The sequence below is a fragment of the Priestia sp. SIMBA_032 genome (genome assembly GCF_046535215.1).
GTDB lineage: Bacteria > Bacillota > Bacilli > Bacillales > Bacillaceae_H > Priestia > Priestia aryabhattai.
In genome coordinates this window covers 22,617-41,080 of record NZ_JAWRXD010000008.1, presented here as the reverse complement: position 1 = coordinate 41,080, position 18,464 = coordinate 22,617, and the positions used below count along the sequence as shown (strand labels likewise).

Annotated in this window: 16 protein-coding genes and 1 pseudogene; 9 read left to right on the top strand and 8 right to left on the bottom strand. The window is 32.1% G+C overall.

Annotation, left to right across the window (positions count from 1 at the left end):
- Positions 1–12: 12 nt before the first annotated feature.
- Together SB717_RS21840 and SB717_RS21835 are read right to left on the bottom strand one after the other, a co-directional pair.
- Entirely contained in the window at positions 13–1,017 is a 1,005-nt protein-coding gene (locus SB717_RS21840; protein ID WP_410904683.1) for an AbiTii domain-containing protein, read from the bottom strand.
- Between the two features lie 81 nt (positions 1,018–1,098).
- Positions 1,099–1,902, bottom strand: a complete 804-nt coding sequence (locus SB717_RS21835) for a DUF4393 domain-containing protein (protein ID WP_410904682.1) — start codon at positions 1,900–1,902, stop codon at positions 1,099–1,101.
- Between the two features lie 327 nt (positions 1,903–2,229).
- Between SB717_RS21835 and SB717_RS21830 the strand changes: the two genes are divergently transcribed.
- A complete protein-coding gene (locus tag SB717_RS21830) occupies positions 2,230–4,149 on the top strand; it encodes an NACHT domain-containing protein (RefSeq protein WP_410904681.1) in 1,920 nt (639 codons plus the stop codon).
- Positions 4,150–4,536: 387 nt separating this feature from the next.
- Here SB717_RS21830 and SB717_RS21825 read toward each other — a convergent pair whose 3' ends face one another.
- Positions 4,537–5,622: a hypothetical protein gene (locus SB717_RS21825; protein ID WP_410904680.1), complete on the bottom strand. Its 1,086-nt coding sequence runs from the start codon at positions 5,620–5,622 to the stop codon at positions 4,537–4,539.
- A 293-nt stretch (positions 5,623–5,915) separates the two neighbouring features.
- On the opposite strand from SB717_RS21825, the gene SB717_RS21820 reads away from it, so the two are divergent.
- From SB717_RS21820 to SB717_RS21810, 3 genes are all read left to right on the top strand, one after another.
- Positions 5,916–7,181, top strand: coding sequence for a Y-family DNA polymerase (locus SB717_RS21820; RefSeq protein WP_410904679.1), 1,266 nt, complete (start codon positions 5,916–5,918; stop codon positions 7,179–7,181).
- A gap of 14 nt (positions 7,182–7,195) precedes the next feature.
- Positions 7,196–7,531, top strand: coding sequence for a YolD-like family protein (locus SB717_RS21815; protein WP_410904678.1), 336 nt, complete (start codon positions 7,196–7,198; stop codon positions 7,529–7,531).
- 63 nt (positions 7,532–7,594) lie between these two features.
- Complete coding sequence (locus SB717_RS21810; RefSeq protein ID WP_410904677.1) at positions 7,595–7,771, top strand: DUF8096 family protein; 177 nt, start codon at positions 7,595–7,597, stop codon at positions 7,769–7,771.
- A gap of 116 nt (positions 7,772–7,887) precedes the next feature.
- Here the strand turns inward: SB717_RS21810 and SB717_RS21805 are convergent, their stop codons facing one another.
- The gene (locus tag SB717_RS21805) at positions 7,888–8,064 is read right to left on the bottom strand and encodes a hypothetical protein (protein ID WP_410904676.1); all 177 of its coding nucleotides are present in this window, start codon (positions 8,062–8,064) and stop codon (positions 7,888–7,890) included.
- A 276-nt stretch (positions 8,065–8,340) separates the two neighbouring features.
- Here SB717_RS21805 and SB717_RS21800 point away from each other — a divergent pair.
- The 5 genes and pseudogenes from SB717_RS21800 to dcm form a co-directional block, all read left to right on the top strand.
- Positions 8,341–8,451, top strand: a pseudogene (locus SB717_RS21800) (ArsR/SmtB family transcription factor); the annotation flags it as partial.
- Positions 8,452–8,687: 236 nt separating this feature from the next.
- A complete protein-coding gene (locus tag SB717_RS21795; protein WP_410904675.1) occupies positions 8,688–10,703 on the top strand; it encodes an ATP-binding protein in 2,016 nt (671 codons plus the stop codon).
- Between the two features lie 848 nt (positions 10,704–11,551).
- The gene (locus SB717_RS21790; RefSeq protein WP_410904674.1) at positions 11,552–12,574 is read left to right on the top strand and encodes a hypothetical protein; all 1,023 of its coding nucleotides are present in this window, start codon (positions 11,552–11,554) and stop codon (positions 12,572–12,574) included.
- A 672-nt stretch (positions 12,575–13,246) separates the two neighbouring features.
- Positions 13,247–13,486, top strand: a complete 240-nt coding sequence (locus tag SB717_RS21785; RefSeq protein WP_251569211.1) for a helix-turn-helix domain-containing protein — start codon at positions 13,247–13,249, stop codon at positions 13,484–13,486.
- A 214-nt stretch (positions 13,487–13,700) separates the two neighbouring features.
- Entirely contained in the window at positions 13,701–14,960 is a 1,260-nt protein-coding gene (dcm, locus tag SB717_RS21780) for a DNA (cytosine-5-)-methyltransferase (RefSeq protein ID WP_410904673.1), read from the top strand.
- 59 nt (positions 14,961–15,019) lie between these two features.
- On the opposite strand, the gene SB717_RS21775 is transcribed toward dcm, so the two are convergent.
- From SB717_RS21775 to SB717_RS21760, 4 genes are all read right to left on the bottom strand, one after another.
- The gene (locus SB717_RS21775) at positions 15,020–15,565 is read right to left on the bottom strand and encodes a hypothetical protein (RefSeq protein ID WP_410904672.1); all 546 of its coding nucleotides are present in this window, start codon (positions 15,563–15,565) and stop codon (positions 15,020–15,022) included.
- A gap of 297 nt (positions 15,566–15,862) precedes the next feature.
- A complete protein-coding gene (locus tag SB717_RS21770; RefSeq protein WP_410904671.1) occupies positions 15,863–16,456 on the bottom strand; it encodes a hypothetical protein in 594 nt (197 codons plus the stop codon).
- A gap of 149 nt (positions 16,457–16,605) precedes the next feature.
- The gene (locus SB717_RS21765; protein ID WP_410904670.1) at positions 16,606–17,664 is read right to left on the bottom strand and encodes a restriction endonuclease; all 1,059 of its coding nucleotides are present in this window, start codon (positions 17,662–17,664) and stop codon (positions 16,606–16,608) included.
- A 72-nt stretch (positions 17,665–17,736) separates the two neighbouring features.
- Positions 17,737–18,405 (bottom strand): EcsC family protein, encoded by a 669-nt coding sequence (locus SB717_RS21760; RefSeq protein ID WP_410904669.1) that lies wholly within the window; start codon positions 18,403–18,405, stop codon positions 17,737–17,739.
- Between the last annotated feature and the right edge of the window lie 59 nt (positions 18,406–18,464).

Here is an 18,464-nt window from a genome sequence, read left to right as displayed (position 1 = left end):
CATAACATAGATTTATAGCGCTAAAATATCTCCGATTACAAGATATGTATAGATAATGTATCGTTCAGCTTCATCTAACGTTACTTCTGCATGAGTACCCTTATTGGCAGCTTCATGAACACCGTCTAACCTTTCACCTATAAACTTTAAATGAGAACCCACAATAGAAGAAAACTTATCACTAGTTGATTTGCTATTAATATACTGAATTAACCTATTTATATATTGGTCTTCACCAATTTTAATAGGGTTTCGTCCTGGAACTCCAACAGGAATATCAGAAGAGGGATAAAGGGAATCAGCAACTTCTTTTATAATTCTTCTGCAGGTATGGACAGCATTAGCCCAGTCTTCGTCATTGTTTGATTTTAAATTTTCGTAGACAGAAATGAACTTTTGGATTGCTTCAGGGCATATGTCCTTAAGGTTAGTATCTACCGATTTTCTTTTACGTGTAAATATGTCTTCTGTAATTTCACCAAATTTCAATTCGTAATTTAGGTTAAATACATACTGATATAGCTTTGATTTTACCTTTTCAATCTTTTCGGTGTTCGATCTAATTAACTCTAGCAAATCTCTTCTTTCCCTTTGGTTTCCAGGCGGTACTGTGGGAAGATATGTGGAATGGGAAGAAATAGAAACGTCTCTATCATATGCAACTGCCATTCTTGCCTTTGCCCCATCTACTGCCGCCTCCATCACAGCTATACTTTGTGTAAAGGCCATTTCGACCTTCTTTGGCTTCGCTGCCTTACTCTTAGGATCATCAGTAAAATATCTTCTTCCTGATTTTGCAGATGCTGCCCAAGCCGTTTGTGTCATAAATCCCTTTGCATCGAAGTCAAATCCATTTGCTTCTTGATTTAGCCATTCTAGGGCTTCAAAATCGTTACTTATTCGAGCTAATCTTAAACATTTAAGAAGAATATGTTGTGTAGGTATTTCACTCAGCTCGAAGTTTTTTAATATTTCCTCTGATAACTGTAAGGCTTCTTCATTTCGATCTTTAGGCATTTTATCCCTCCGTTGGCGGTTAATTCCCCCTATATGCTAGCATATGGGGGGTGAAAGTAGACTAAGGTAAACGTCAAAAGTCTAAAAGCAAGCTTCGATGAATTTTACCCCGTAATCAGTTAGTGTAAAATGACCTCTATCCATTCCAATTCTCTCAAATTTTTCACTAACTATTAACTGGGTGTGCATGTCTTCTTTAGAAGGTTGATATAGTTCAGCTAACTCATCATAGATACGTGTCGGACTTAAAACACCTTCTGCCTGAAATTCTAAGATGCCAAGACTAGCAAGATTTTGGAAATACAACCCCATATTTTCATCAAACAGAAGGTTAAGCCCTTTTTCAATACCTGTTAAAGGGGCATCTATATATCTATAACTTTCTCCTTCAGGAGATGTAAAAAAAGCTCTGTAATTAATAAAAGGTATATATCGACCATGTGGCCAGTTTGTTGCTAACTTTTGAATAATTTTAGCTTCATCAATAGAGAGACTATCTATTATCTTTAAGAAACCTGGATGTCCTAATGAAGCAGTATCGGTAACAGATGCCTTAGCTAATAAATTAGCAAAGAGATTACTAATTTCTTCAGTACTTACATAAGTAAATTTATCAATAATAGGAACACCTATCTCTGGCGGGACACTTATTATTTTAGACTCATCTGTGTGTTCTAACTTTTTTCTTACACACTCCATATTATTCTCAAAAGTCATTCGTTTTTGCTCACTCCACCCTTTTAAAGGTAATGTGACTGCATTAGCCAAACTAAGAGTATTGCCTAGGGCTAGTCCAACTTGCTGTATTCCTGGTTGAGCTAAATCTTTATAAGCCATTTCTAGAACTTGAGTAGCATCTTTAAGAAAACCTAAAGGATTTGCCATCTTATTTCCAACCCCTTTCTTGTATAGATATATTTTACTACTTTTCTAGGTGTAATAGAGCAATTGACTAAAATATATTTGGTAAAATTGTAGGTTTATGGATATATAAAAAATTATTATGTTTAACTTTTTTTGTAGTTCACAAAAGTTTAAAAACACTTTATAGAATAATCTATTTTTATATCTTTGTTCCCCAAGTGCATTATTTTTAATTATCCTTTGATCTTATAAATATTCCCAAAAAATCTCCTGAAATCTTTATAAAAGTTATAAAATAATAGTTGAAAAATTAAAACCGAAAAAGTGACTTAGATAGGGGTAATAAAAGTGCAAATTGATTATTCAAAAATTATCACTGATCTTATTCAAAGAAATGTAGAAAAAATATTTAAAGGGGTGTATAAAAAAGGAGAAGAAAAATATCAAGAATTAATAATTCATACGAGGATAGCATTTGAAAAGTATCTAAAGAGCGCAGTGAACAAGTTTAGTAAAACCAAGTCTATTATAGACAAGCATAAACCAGTGTATATATATGACTTCTATGTTGATATAGATGTAAAATGCGGGGAAGACATAATTAGCACTGAAAAAGTGGACCAACTTCTTGAATATAGCAAAAAGATAACAATTTTTGGAACAGGTGGAATTGGAAAATCTACGCTTTTTAAACACTTATTTCTTAACACAATTAGAACTACTGATTTAATACCTATATTTTTAGAACTAAAGTATATTAATGATAAAAATATTAATGATAAAGAATACAATTTGGAAGATTTTATATACGAGTCCCTTGTCAATTTAAATTTTTCATTAGAGAAGGAATTGTTTATTAAGTCCTTATATAGTGGAAACTACATTATATTTTTTGATGCTTTTGATGAATTAAATTCAGATAAAAAAAGTTTTGTTCATAAAGAGATTGAACGAATAACTAATAAATATGGAGATAATTATTATCTCGTATCATCTAGACATAATGAAATGTTAGAAAGAGGGTGGGATAATTTTTATGACTTTAATGTCATTCCACTGGATAAGGAAAAGGCAATACAGCTAATAACAAACTTAAATTATCATGAAGATATTAAGAACAAATTTCTTTTTCAACTGAGAGAGGGCGACCTATTTGATACTCATTCGTCATTTTGTTGCAACCCTTTATTATTAACACTTATGTTGTTAACATATGAAGAATATGCAGAAATCCCGGCTAAACTACATCTTTTTTATGAGAAAGCTTTTAACACACTTTATGCACAACATGATGCAAGTAAAGGGTCATTTACAAGGGAAAAACGCTTAGAAAAAAAAGGATTAGCATCTGATGATTTTGAAAATATACTTAGCATATTCTCAGCATATAGTTACCTGGACTCTAAAAATACTTTTACAAGGAATCAGTTAATGGAGTATATAAGTGAGGCAAAAGAAGAAGCAAAGGAAGAGATAGGTATAGGCGTAGAGTTTAATTCTGATGACTTTAAAATAGATTTAACAGAAGCTGTATGTATACTTATTCAAGATGGTATTAATTACAGATATCAACATAGATCATTTCAAGAATACTTTACTGCTTTATATACTTGTAAGTTAGGTGACGAAGCACGACAAGAATTTTTAATGGAATTATTTGAAGAACAACCTGATTCTATCAATGAAGATACAGTTTTTGATATGATGTTTGATATGGGACGATCTAAACTAGAAAGAGATTTTTTAATTCCTACATTAAATGAATTAAAAAGTCTAATTATTAATCCCGATGAAGCAGTGATGGAGTTTAAATTTTTAGATTTAATTGGGACTAAGTTAAGTTTCATAATTGATGCCCGCATGGTCGAAGATCAAGTAATTCATAATGTGCGTGCTAGATTAGTGTATTCAAAACCTCTTAAGACCAAAAATAGCAGATACAGGTATCTGGTCGAATTTATTAATGCAAAATACAATGATTATTTCAAACATATACCTCAAAGTGATCTTATTACAACTTCCGACAAAAGAAAAATAGGTAAAGAAATGTACGAAAGAGTGGCCGGCGAAGGTGCATATCCAGATACCACAAGCACATTTCAACGTACACTCAATATGAATACTTTTACCAAAGAAGATGTAAAAGATGTAGTCCTCATTGACACAGTTATGATTGGAAAATTAAGAAACGCACTTTGGGTACTTGAAATGCTTAAAGAGAAATATGCAAACAAAAAAACTAGAAAAAGACGTTCAAAAATAAAATGAAGAATAGCAGATATAGTTTTACCTTAAGTATAAAAGGCAGCAAAATAATTTCCGGCTGCCTTTTTAGCAAAATTGCACAACTAGAATTACATTTTATTATCTTGGATTACTAATTACATTTGAAATATATCTGATTCTGTAGTCCCTGTCTTTTTCAACTCATCTTCAAGGGTCATTCCCTATTCAATTTTTATTTTTCTTTTCGTACCGTCCCTTAATATATAGATCCTAATTTGATACATTTTAAGTCTCCTCTTTAGTAATAAAAAGAGACAATTATTTTATCTTGTAATTTTATTATAAATTAATTACTTTTTAGCCATCATATCCTTCATCACTTACCAAGCCCTTAATAAAGGATTTAAACCTTGAACTGGTACACCTATCCTATTTATCTTGTTTATTTTTATTCTTTTCTCTATTATGAAATTTCATTATACCCGAGACTGTCTCAATGGCATTGAAAATTCTTAATGAGTCAATTTCTGAACTATTAAAAGCAGTCCTTCCATGTAATATCCAATGCCTATTTATTATCTCAGGTTCTGTTTTAGAGAAATCAGACTTTTTATAAAGTGCTGAAATAAAATGATAGCAAGAAGTCCACATTATTTTATCAATCAAAGATTCATCATCGGTTGTATTAAGCATATCTTTACAAACCTTCATCATCCGAATATTAGATTTATTACTTTCAAAAGTTGATAGGATTCCTTCTAGCACAGGTATTAGCGTACTGATCGATAAAATATACCTATTGTGTTTATGCGCATAAACACATTGTTTTATTGCCTCATGCCACTGATAGATATCCTTATTTTTAAGAATACTATTCGTCATTTTGTCAAATTCGTCATTATCAGAGGAATAATAATTATAAAAAAACTTATCAACATCTCTTTTAGTAAGGCTATCATTCTCAAAGTATTTTATATGAACAAGACCAAACGAAAACGGAACAGTCCATCCCCATTTTCCAATATTTTCAGATCCCCTGTAAAAAGATTCATAGTCTACCTCTCCTGATTTTATCTTGGGAATATTTAATTTAAGTCCATTTTTAACGACCTCAGGTACTTTAATCCTTGGTAAATCTGTAACGCCCTTAAGTACTTCAATCTTTGGTAAATCCGTAACGCCCTTAAGCACCTCAATCTTTGGTAAATCCGTAACGCCCTTAAGTACCTCAATCTTCGGCAAATCCGTAACGCCCTTAAGTACCTCAATCTTCGGCAAATCCGTAATGCCCTTAAGTACCTCAATCTTCGGCAAATCCGTAATGCCCTTAAGTACCTCAATTTTTAGTGCATCTTTAATACCCTTAAGTATCTCAATCTTTGGTGCATCTTTAGTACCCTTAAATACCTCAACCTTTAATGAATCACTAATGCTCTTAAGTACCTCAGTATTTGGTGTATCTTTAGTGCCCTTAAGCTCTTCAGTATTTTTTATATAATGATTTAATTCCTTCATTTTATCACCCAGTTACATTTTACCATGCTATGTGACACTTCCTAGAGTAAGTCTTATTCTTGAATTTTTCAGCATATTAAATATAGGTTTTTCAGCACAAGTTAAATTCTGAGCTTGTCTATATTAAGTGGAAAATTCAAGTAGATGAATAAATATATTTGCATTTCTTATTTCCTTGACTAACAGTATTAGAGTAACAATAATCGGGAAAACTTTAGAGTTTTTATTGAACAAAGAACGTTTGTTCGTATATAATATAGGGAACAAACGTTCTTTGTTGAGGAGTTCTTTTAATGGATGATGGTCAGCTACCAAACAGAGTTATTATATGTATCGACATGAAGGCGTTCTTTGCTTCCGTTTCTTCTGTCATACGAGGCTTAGATCCATTGAAGACAAAGCTTGCGGTTGTAGGAGATATCAAACGGTCGGGATCGGTTGTGTTAGCTGCCACACCTTTATTAAAGAAAGAAGGGATCAAAACAGGAAGTCGCCTCTTTGAAATCCCTAAAAGGAAAGATATCCATGTAGTGAATCCATCCATGGAGAGATACATCAAGGCTTCGAACTATATTTCTAGTCTGGTGTTACAGTATGTGGCTCCTGAAGACTTTCATGCGTATAGCATTGATGAGTTGTTTATTGATGCGACAGCTTCTTTGCATTTATTTGCTCGAACACCAGAGGAGCTAGCTCACCGAATACGTAATGAGATCTATCGCAAAACAAGACTGACAGCTACCGCAGGAATCGGTCCTAATCTCTTACTAGCTAAAGTTAGCTTAGATCATGAAGCGAAGCACAGCCCAACAGGGGTTGCGTATTGGCGATATGAGGATATTCCCTTTAAGTTATGGTCGATTCATCCAATGAAGGATTTCTGGGGGATCTCGTCAGCTACAGAAAGACGCTTAAACCGTTTAGGCATTTATACCATAAAAGAACTCGCTCTTTCTTCTAAAGAGATGTTACAAAGAGAATTTGGCATCATGGGGGAAGAGTTACACCAACATGCCAATGGAATTGATTTTAGTCGCATTTCAGATGTATACATTCCTAGTTCTCGATCATTCGGAAAGGGTCAAATTCTGTTTCGAGATTATACAAGCCGAAAAGAAGTGGAGTTATTGTTGTTAGAACTCTTGGATGATGTATGCTTTCGCTTACGTATGCATCAGGTCGTCGCGCAAACTATCCATTTATCCATTGGCTACAGCAAACAAACAGGTGGAGGCTTCTCAAGACAAAAGAAAATGGGGAGAGCTTCGAACTTAAGCCAAGATATTTTCCCTTATTGTTTAACCATTTTACATAATTTTGATAATGGAATGCCGATTCGCTCCATTGGAATTTCATTGTCTAATACGAGCATTGAAGAAGAGGAGCAAATGAGCTTATTTGAGGATATCGATCAGCGTGAAAGAGCCTATGCTCTTGCCAAAACGATTGATGAAATTCGGATGCGTTATGGGAAGAATAGTGTGCTACGGGCTTCAAGCTATCTGGATCACTCAACAGCTCGTTATCGAAATGGTCTTATCGGAGGCCATAAAGCCTAAAGGAGGATGATATCATGCATCACGATAGAGGAATGAAAAAATGGAGAGCTTTCGCAAGTATGCCAGAGCAATACATAGGATTACAGGAAGTCATAAACAAACAACTAGAAGTACCTAAACCTCTTTTAACAGAAGAGCAAATGGAACAAATCAATTTCACCGTGATTGAAGCCTTACATACAAATCAACAAGTATACCTTACATATTATAAGAACGGGCAACGCATAACTGAAACAGGATTCATACAATTTGTTGATTCCCTGGGGAATTTGTTTGTTTTTATCGATGAAGTATTTGAATTAAAGAACAAAATGAGGTTAAGTGAACTAATTGATGTTCGTTTTACATAAAATAATTCCACCTTCACTTTTTGGGGTAATCGAATAAAAGTCAATTAGAAAAGAGTGATTAATATGGAAGAGAAACAGCAGCAAGAAATAGATCTCACTAAAGTATATGATTATGCCGAATATCCAGATAAGGTCAGTGGCAGATGCGACAACTGCAACTCAGCTTACTTCAAAAGTTCTGTAAAAGGTGGCGTTTTCTTGCGTGAATGCCGAGAATGCGGAATGAAGAAGAGTATATAAAATATAAGTATATGATAACTGGGTCCTTCAGAATTTAAAGGGTCCTTTTTGTTTATGGTCAATAAGGTTGAGTAATAGATACTTGAGTTTAAGTGAGGAGGCTAATCATTCATATATCACGGTTTAGGCTCAATGTAAGAAGGAAACTCGGTAGGGTGGTGCATTCCTGTTACAATTAAAAGATAAGCAAACACAAAAGCTACAGTAATTATCCCTATTACTACAACGAAACGAAGAAACTTCTTGATTTTTCTGTGTCTGCGGAAATCATAAAAATTAATGACATTATTCATACAAATCCTCCTCGTCTTATTTGGAAGATAAACCTTCCTCACTTATAACTCATAAGGTAGTTTTATCTCCCACTATACCATTATTTCACCTTGATTATACTTATAATTTAAAATTGCCTGTTATTTGCATCGTTAGCAACATGGTACACCACATTGAGAATTAGCTCGTGTTATATTTGGTTTAATGAAAAGGTTTTAAATAATAACAAAAGCAAGTGTATTACACGTATAATCATATAATTAAATTTTCATATAACAATCAGGAGATTTTTCTTAATAGATACAAAAGCTTCAATCGAGATGGAAAAGGCAGCTCAGATTCTCAAGTTATTAGGAGATAAAACACGGCTACCGATGATGAAATTTTTACAAACAAATGAATGTTGTAAAAGTATACCAACTCTAGAAAATCAACTTTGTTTATAAATTTATATAGGCACTTTTAACTATTTATCTATATAATAAATAAAGGGAGAAATATTATAAATATATTAAAATCATCCAATACGTAATCCAGATTACTAAAGTTACTCAATAGTATTAATTATAAGGTGTTTTTTAAGTTTAACTCCTACCTATTTAAACCAAGGTCAGAAATTTTATGGAAAGGTTGTTGAATTTTTTTGTCTTTACTAAATATAAACGCGGTACATACTTTTCTCCAAATAGTACAGAATTCAAGAAAGCCGTTAGAAGTGATAAGAGAGGCTATAGCTAACGCATATGATAGTGGATCAGAAGATTTAAAAATTAAAGTAGAGTATGATAGAGAAAAAGAATGGATAAATCTTCTTTTTGAAGACAATGGAAATGGAATTTCCAAAAAAGATATTGAACATTATATATTTGGACTAGGAAATTCTACTAAGCTTAACGCTCGGGGTATTATTGGAAATAAGGGAGTTGGGACTCTTCTATTTTTAAAGTCTAAACGTATTATTGTCACATCTTTTAAAGATGGACAAGGTGCAAAACAAGAATGGATAAATCCCTATGAATCATTAGTTAATATCAGAAATAATGATGGAAATTATGATGATATAACTCGGAAAAAAATAGGTATACAAGAAGCCAAGGATTTTCCTTACAGTGGGAAAAATGGAACAATTATCGAAATTCAAGGTTTCTTACATAAAAATCCTCTTGAATATCATCACAAAAACCTTGTGGATTTTATTAAATGGTTCACTAAAACAGGGTCATTTGAAAAAGAAATGGGTATGATGCCTGAAAGAAACTTTAAAATTCATTTAAAAGGTTTAGAATTTAAGGAAGATAAAAAATTGGATTCTGTAAGTCCTAAAGATATAATATTAACAGGCAATGGTACTTATATTATTAAAGATAACATTACGACACGAAAAGAATTTAGCCAAATTGATTACGGCTTTAAATTTCCTGATGTATCCAAAGAAGAAGAGATTGTGGAAAATTATAGTTTATCAGAAATGAGTTCAAATTATACTGAAAAAGACCTTGACAAAGATTTGAAAAAATATATCAGAAAATATTTGGTGATGAAGTTCACTAGTAAGGATATGGATACAAAAGAGAAAAACTTACTAGAATTCACTTATAAAGATAGTCTTGGTAAAACACAAACTGCAATAATTGAATTTGTAGTTTATAGGATAGGTGAAGAAGCAAGGAAAAGTAATAAAATGATAAAGGACTTCACAAACCAACTACCTAGCTATAAATATATAGTAAGTAAGAGATATGGAATTTATCTTGCAAAAGATTATATCCCAGTTCAACTTATAAATGATGATTTACAAAGTGTTGGTGAGGGTGGACATGGTAAAACTCAATATTTAGGTTTCTTTAATTGCCAAAAAATCGACCTTACAATAGATCGAACTGGTGCAGCTACTATAGACGAAGAATTACAGACAAAATTAATTTCCAACATCAATGAACTTATGGTTATCATTGACAAATGTGTAAAGGAAAAAGTTAATGAATTAATTGAGAATATAAAACATAAAATTCCTCCAAAAACTTTAAAAAGTCTTTCTGAAAATGCTAATGAACTGGTAAATAAAGTACAGAATAACCCAGAGGATAAAAAGCAAAAACAGCGTGAAGATTATGCTGAAATTTCTATCGAGAATGAAAAGCAGAAAAAGAAAAAAAGACATTTAGACAGAATACAAAGAATTAACAATAAAAGAAAATTAATTTATAAAACCCAAAATGGTAATGACATAGTACTAAGAGAGCCTATGTCTGAATCTGAACTATATGGTACTCTTATGCAAGTTATAACTCTAGAACCTAATATTATTCCTTTCGAAATTATGGATTATGACACCATTAAAGGTTTTGATATTCTATCTGTAGATAGGATTTCTAATGAGGCTAAACCTAACGATTTCTTTTATGTGGAATTGAAATGGATGTTAACGGAGGATATGAATCATACTCTAGAAGATGCAAAATTTATTATTTGTTGGATGATAGGTGATAGTTTAAGAAAGAAAAATGTTCTTAGAGATAAAGCTCAACATCTCTATATCTTAGAGCAGAATAATGAAGGGTTTTTTCTTGAGCGTAATGAAAGTAATAAATCTAAACATTCAGTAAGGATAATTGAGCTAAAAGAGCTAATTCAACAACACTTTGGTCAATTTATATAATTCTTATAATATAAAATACCAAACCTTTATAAGAGACTAGAAATGGTTGTACCAACTCTAGTCTTTTAATATAAACCAATATATAAGAAATTTAAAAATTATAACTATGTTATTCTAATTTCTGAAATAAGTATACACGGTTATTTCCCTAAACTCATTCTCCCCTTATGATACACGTTTTTAGAATCGGTTTTGATACAAAATTTAGATAATCAAAACTTAAAATAGCTTATTATTTAATTATTCCAAAACTATCCTTTTTATTATAACTGAATTTGAGATAACCTAAAACGTAGAGGGGAGAGAGCGAGACATTTTGATATATAAGTGTTTCGCTCTTTTTATCGCTTTAATTTTGTTGTCAATAGTTTTATGCCCCTCTTAATTTAATGTCATACTATGCTTATTTAGGGTCCTAAAATTAAATAATCTGTAACCTTTACACCGAAACCTAAATTATTACAATTATATTATTAGCCTAAATTAGTTAATCTTTTAATCATTTTTTATTATAATATTTACATAGGTATATATGTTACCGAAAGAATGTTCTGAATTTTTAAAGTGGTCGAATTTTTTCCAGAGCCATAGTTTTTCATTTGGGTCTTGAAGCAACTAGAAGTTTCGCTGCTCTTTTGAGAAATCAATGGAAATCATTGTTTTAACCTTAATAATTAAGAATTAACCTAGTGAAAGTCTTTAACTTTTAATAGAGCAAAACTCGGTAAAACTTTGCTTATTAAAAAGAGAAAATTATAAAATTAGCTCAGCATTGCATGCATTTGATTATTAAAAAATAGAAAACATAGAATTATTTTTAGTTTAACTATTTAAAAGGGGATTTAAATATGAGAATTGAAATGGGAGAATCATTATTATACTCATGGCTTAGACATATAAAAGGGTGTCAACTTGTTCAAACAAATTGGAAAAAGCCTTCTTTGTCGTGGGAAATGAAGAATGAAGATACCATAAATACTTTATTGTCATCGTATATAGAAGTATTAAGAAAAGAGTATAATAAGCGTTTATATAAAAGTAAAGTTTCAGCTCCACAGTTGCTTCTGCAATCAGAAATTGATGTTCTTGGTGCAAGTTTTGATGGAGATACTCAGAATTTATATGCAATAGATGTAAATTTTGATGAATTTGAATCAAGTTATAATGATATAGATAAAGCTATTATTAAAGTGGCCCAAAAAATATTAACTACAGTGATGTTTTTATATGGACACTTTGATAAAAAAACTGGCGATATCATTTTTGTTTCTCCAAGAATTGATGAATCTGTAATTTCTCCATTAGATAAATTTATATCTGATATTCAAAATTTATTGTATAAGTTCGATTTAACTTATAATATACGTATTATTGCGAATGATGATTTTTATGACAAAATAATGCAACCAGTGATAGACGCATCTAAATCTGCAAATGATTCAAAAGATCTTTTTATGCGGAGTATACAAATTTACAGCTTGTTTTCAAATAATAGAAAAAGTCACACAGAAAATAATCTTGATAGCACAAGTAGTCCCAAGGCAAAAGATTTTAATAACATAAACGGATATAATGAAATGAAGATTGGCCTCCTTGTACGAAGTACTTTAACCAGAATGCTGGCTAATCATGAAATATCAAAAGAAGAAATTGAATTAATGCAAACAGCAGCATATTCCAAAAAGACGTTCCATTTACTACATCCACTATTGAGGAAAACTTCTCTTAGTAATGGAGAAAAAGTTACGAGGTATTGGTCCACCGAAGTTGAAGCTTACGGTGAAAAATACTTTATCTGCTCTGAATGGTACGAAACTCCTTCGAACAATGATCGTCCATATTTCATGAAATGGCTGGCTCTACGTCAGTAAGCAAATCCCATTGATTTTTATCCAAGTAATCAAGAAGAAACAAGTAGCCAAGTGCTTTTATAATAAAGCCTTGGCTTTTTCGCATATTTCTAGACCTCATATAATGACAGCAGATAAAAGACTGATGATTTCATCGCTATCCTAAATTCTAAAGAGGACAAAAGGATGTTTTAAAACCTTCAAATAGGACAAATAAAGCTTTAGAAGAAGATTGGATAAAGTTAAATGTAATTTATTCATCAACTATTTGGAATAGCTGCCTAGGTACAAATCTAAATAGATACTCATCTCGTTTTTTCAGGTAAGTATAATTTCCGCAATAGAACTATTACCTTTTATAAAAGGATTTGAACTTAAGGTTTAAAGTATTACATAGTAAATAATTTAAAATATTATTTATATGTTCGATTCTTAAATTTAACCTTGAAAGGTTAATTTTTTTATTGTAAAATAACCTTATAAGGTCTTTTAGTTAATAAGGTTTTATAAAGAGATGTATAATCGTAGCATAGTAATTAATAAAAGGATTATTGAAATCTGTCCTACATGAAAGAAAATTCTTTGCTAACTTAGGACTTTAACTAGGTAATATAGAAATGAATGCCAAAGAGGATGTAAATTATTCCTTTTGGCTCTTCTTTTTTTAAATAACATAAAAAGGAGAACAGTACGGTGAGAGAAATTGAAAAATATATGACGCCATTAGAAGCTTCTTATCTCTGGGGAGTACCAAGGGAAACACTAAAAAATAAATATAGTCCTTCTACTCTTAGCAAAAAAAGACAAGAAGAATTAAATAATATGATTGAACAAGGGTTAGTCAAATTTTTTAAGCATCCCGATAGAGAACGAAAAGAATGGATTATCAGCAAACAAGCCATGATTAGATGGTTTGGAAACCCTAAAAAATGAATGTTACATAAAACAATAAACTAGATATTTTAATACTTTTTGGTACATTGCTAAAAAGACTAAGGATTATAACTTAAACAAGCTGTGTGTTTTATGGGGATTTCTTTTTTAGTGACATGTAGCTGATAATTTTGGAAGATACTTCTTTGTTCATTATTCATTAAAAATCATTTATAATGAAAACACGTGTCAATAGGAAAGGATGTTCGCATTTATGATAGATGTAGTGGAATTATTCGCTGGAGTTGGCGGATTTAGAGTCGGTTTAGAACGCCAAGGCGGATTTAATATAGTTTGGGGTAATCAATGGGAACCTTCAAAGAAAGTACAGCATGCTTTTGATGTTTATAGTACAAGATTCGAAGGCAGAGGAATTCACAGTAATGAAGATATCTCTAAAGTAGATGAGACAAAAGATATCCCTAAACATGATTTACTCGTAGGGGGCTTTCCTTGTCAAGATTACTCTGTCGCACGTTCATTAAGTGGAGAATCTGGTATACAAGGGAAAAAAGGTGTACTATTCTGGGAAATCATGCGTATAGTAAATCACCACAAACCTAAATTTGTATTATTAGAAAACGTTGATCGATTATTAAAATCACCTTCTAAGTTACGTGGAAGAGACTTCGCTGTTATGCTAGCAAGCTTTAGAGATGCAGGTTATTTTGTAGAATGGAGAGTTATTAACGCTGCTGATTACGGATTTGCACAAAGAAGACGAAGAATTTTTATTTTTGCATCCAGAAATGATACTAACTATGCTAAAAAACAGTTAGATTACTCTCTACAAGAGAGTATACACGAAAATGGCTTTTTTGCTAGTGAATTTCCAATAGCTGAAACTTCTTTAAAGCATTCTGTATCAAACGATGTGTTACCTGAAGATATTGTAGAAGTATCAGATACTTTCACAGCAACTTTTAGAAATGCAGGTATAATGAGAAATGGAGAATTTTACACGGAGGAAGTTATTCCTCACACAGTTCCATCCATTACATTAAGGGACATTTTAATTAAAGCTAGAGATTATCAAGTAATTGACGAAAAATATTATGTTGATAGCGATGCAGTAGGAAAGAACGGCAAAACAACTTTAGAACACTTTACTTATCTTAAAGGACCAAAGCGTATTGAGCGAACTTCAAGCACAGGTCATGTTTATACTTATGCTGAAGGTGGAATGAAATTCCCCGATGATTTAGATAGTCCTGGACGAACTATGCTTACGAGTGAAGCTACGAAAAATCGCAGTACTCATGTAGTTGAAGATCTTGATACTAAGCGTTTACGAGTATTAACTCCAGTAGAATGTGAATTGCTAAATGATTTCCCTCCGAATTGGACCGAGCAATTAACGGATAGAGTCAGATATTTCTGCATGGGTAATGCTTTAGTTGTAGGTTTAGTAGAGAAAATGGGTAAAAAAATCAACGAGATATATGCTATGGAAACCCAAGAGATTTCAAAATAATTATATACAAAAGGCATCTAATTTTAATGTTAGATGCCTTTTGTATATAAGAAGAAAACTTAACATATTTTATTTATAGTTTTCCTTAAATTTGAGTAGGAAACGACTTTGCTGATTTTCTCTAGAGACTTTAAGGAAATTCTTTTTTGACAAGAGTAAAGGTTATTTAAAGTTTCTGTTGGCACAATATAAAAACTCCACTGCTCAGTGTTTAAAACATTAATTATACTTTCATCTTTTTCTTTTAAAAGACAAAAAACATAAATATCGGCACTTCTCACAGCATTTTCACTGTACGTATGAGTATCGTAACTATATGCTTTTTTGGCTCCGATATCAAAACTAATAGTAGAATATTTTCCTCTGTGCCAGCTCTGTATATAGGCTGATGATTTCACCTCGATTTTTTTATTGTTATAAACTAAATCATAGGCATCCCATTCAATTCTTGGACTTTGTAAGATACCTAAGGCACTTCCTACGAGAAATTCAGCAAATATTCCTCTTAACGAGTTCATGAGTAAATCTGAAAATCCCCATGACCAAAAATCTACAACAGAATAATTAGTTCCGGAAATTTTAGTATCAGCAGAAAGCTTCTTCACTTTTTCTCCTTTCAAATCCCTTAATATAAATATAACTGTATATAACTTTTGTACCTCAAATCTTATTAATTAAACTGTGTAATATTAAATGGAAAAGAAGAAAATAAGGCAGGAGACTTTTAATCCACTTAAAGAACATAATGCTTCCCTGATTTTACAGTAAAGATATATAAAACAGGATGTAAGTACTGGAAATTTCATAATTCCCCTTTATTCCTAATAACGTAACTATGTATTGTACTTGAACATATTATTATTTATTATTTTTAGCAATCTTATTAAGAGGATTCAAGAACACTATTTTTCATTTGATTCGAGTTCATCTACAACTTCTTCAAAAGAGTCCTCTATTTCTTGAACAATAGGTGTATCATATCCAATAACTAAAACACCTTTAAGTGGCAATTTTAATCTATCACTTGCATATAAAGCATCAAAAAATTTACAGACCTCGTCAAAGTTATTATTTGATTTATTTTTCGTCCTATATTCATTAAGAACTGCTATAGTTAGATACTCAACATCTTGCATCATACAGGCTTGAAATAGGTCTTTTAAAAACTGATTGTTCAACACGCCTCTTCCAGCTTCAACTTCAATAACAGATTTAAACTTCTCATTAAAAGCGTCTGCTCGAAAAGATTTCTCTAGTACATTATTTCTACCAAACAACACAGGCACTTCGATAAAATTACCATTGGTATTATGACTACCCTCTACTTTATAACCTATTCTTATTAGACCCTCTCTACACTCAGCCAAAATGTCGTTACTTTTGTATTTTCTATTCGTACTCGAAATTCTGTTATTCATTTCAGAGAATACTCGTACCACTTCTGTTAAAAAGTCCGGTAACCTATTATTTTTAGGATAAAACTGATAGTTAATCACATCTTTACCCCCATCATTATTTTATATTAATTTAATATTACTCAATAAATGGTTATTTACTTAGTTAACATGTTGAGATGCAATAAGCTTTAGTTACAGTAATTTAATTTTTTCCTTTTCATTTATAAGCAAATTTTGAATAATTGAGATTATTCTCCTTCATCAACCACTACCCATACTTGCTTTAAAGGAAGACTTGCTTGTATATCATCACTTAATTTATGGTAATTACGTAATGTAGCGTTAATGAGATCATTTGAGACCCATAATCTGATCTTAAAAAATTGTTCCTTGGCTTTTTTTCGGGCATCTCGGGTAAATCCACCCATAGAAACAATTAAACCGTAGGATGCTCCGTAGCTTGCTACCACTCCCAGTAGACTATTTACTACATCAATTCCAGATGGAGTCGATGTAGCTTTTACCTGTACACATATTCGTGGCTCTTCTAAGCCTAAAAGGCCTTTGCCTGCCAATATATCTACTCCTCCATCTTTTCCAGGAGGTGAAACAACTGTTGCATAACCTTCTACTTTAAAAATAGCAGCAACCAAATCCTGAAGCCTATGACCCGCAAACTGTTGATTAATAAAGGAACGTATTTGATCCTTTCCTAAAGTCTCTAAATCAGCTACTACACTTTTGTCATCCAGGCTTTCTTCTATAGTAGTCGAGACCTGAGGAGAAGTCGTGGAGACTTTACCGAGATAGCTTTGAACCGCAGCAGGTATTCTTGTTTCAGCATCGTTTCGTTGAATACGACATACAGTCATAAATGCACCTAAAGAATAAAGCAAATCTTGGTTTAAGTTAGTTCGGGGCATATCTTTAGTAATCCATTTAACTCTACGAGTATGAATTATATCTGGACCCAAAGTCTCGGTGAATTCATAATCACTTATGATCTCACCTACAGCAATAGAGGGTTCCTGTTTTAAAGGAAGTACAACTAAGTCTCCAATTTCTATTTCATTCTTGAAGCGCCACACTTGATTGGCTTTGTTCATAATAGCTTTTGGTTTTTCATTAGGATAGGTTGTTTCAAAAAATGCAAAAAAGTCTTCTTTATCTTGATAATTTGAAATATCTCCTAAATCATTCCAGCCAATTGTAACAATATCATTATCTAATGCTGCTTGTTCCTGACTCCCATAACGACCGGCCCTTACCAGCCATATTGCGTTTGCTTTACTAGGTGCGAATGTCATCTCTAACTCATCCCTCCTATATTTTTATAAAACCTATAACCTAGATTGAAAGTTATTAAAATGCATTTATTTTTAGACTAATGTTACAACATCAGGCGATGGTGGAGGTGGATTAATAAAAAGTTTATCTTTGGCTACTTTCCCAATCGTATTTGTACCTATAACATCGACAGTTGCACCAATTACTCCCCCAGCCACAGGAACTAGCTTGCCTAGATTAATAATTCCTTTTGAGCCAAATTTGGTCATTAACCTAAAACCAACTCTTTGATTTATCTTTTTTATTACTTCTCCTGGAACTTTACGTATTGCTACCTTTAAAAAACTTGTACTTGTTTTTATTCCAAATTCTTTTAAAATATCGCCTGCTGCCTGTCCTGTAAGAGCTATGAAGGCCAGAGTCTTAACTTGATCATCTTTTATATCGTATCCCCTCATATAAGCTATGGCAGCCACCATACGTAGCTGAACATAAAGGACGGAAGCTAAGTTAGCTGGAATAGCTATCGGTAAAGTAAAGGCGCCTCCTAATCCAGTTAAAAAGCCTGATGTTCCAGCTTTAGTATTTTGCCATGCTATAAGAGCATCAATTGCATCATCTATAGTATTATGTTTAGATAAATAACTCTCGGCTAGTTCTTGAGTAGATTGGGTTTTAGGTAGACCATTTAATGCTTTTTCATAGCTCCAGTCTAAAAACTGTACCATTTTGGATGGAGTTAACTCATTTTCTTTAGTCATTTTTACTACTCCTTAGTCTTTGACTTTTAAATTTATTTTCACCCATCCCCCATTAGGTA

Coding starts and splice junctions, on each gene's coding strand:
- SB717_RS21810 (WP_410904677.1), top strand. CDS start 7,595: ATGGAAGAGAAACAGCAGCAAGAAATAGATCTCACTAAAGTATATGAT.
- SB717_RS21820 (WP_410904679.1), top strand. CDS start 5,916: ATGGATGATGGTCAGCTACCAAACAGAGTTATTATATGTATCGACATG.
- SB717_RS21825 (WP_410904680.1), bottom strand. CDS start 5,622: ATGAAGGAATTAAATCATTATATAAAAAATACTGAAGAGCTTAAGGGC.
- SB717_RS21790 (WP_410904674.1), top strand. CDS start 11,552: ATGAGAATTGAAATGGGAGAATCATTATTATACTCATGGCTTAGACAT.
- SB717_RS21805 (WP_410904676.1), bottom strand. CDS start 8,064: ATGAATAATGTCATTAATTTTTATGATTTCCGCAGACACAGAAAAATC.
- SB717_RS21815 (WP_410904678.1), top strand. CDS start 7,196: ATGCATCACGATAGAGGAATGAAAAAATGGAGAGCTTTCGCAAGTATG.
- SB717_RS21765 (WP_410904670.1), bottom strand. CDS start 17,664: ATGACATTCGCACCTAGTAAAGCAAACGCAATATGGCTGGTAAGGGCC.
- SB717_RS21760 (WP_410904669.1), bottom strand. CDS start 18,405: ATGACTAAAGAAAATGAGTTAACTCCATCCAAAATGGTACAGTTTTTA.
- SB717_RS21835 (WP_410904682.1), bottom strand. CDS start 1,902: ATGGCAAATCCTTTAGGTTTTCTTAAAGATGCTACTCAAGTTCTAGAA.
- SB717_RS21840 (WP_410904683.1), bottom strand. CDS start 1,017: ATGCCTAAAGATCGAAATGAAGAAGCCTTACAGTTATCAGAGGAAATA.
- dcm (WP_410904673.1), top strand. CDS start 13,701: ATGATAGATGTAGTGGAATTATTCGCTGGAGTTGGCGGATTTAGAGTC.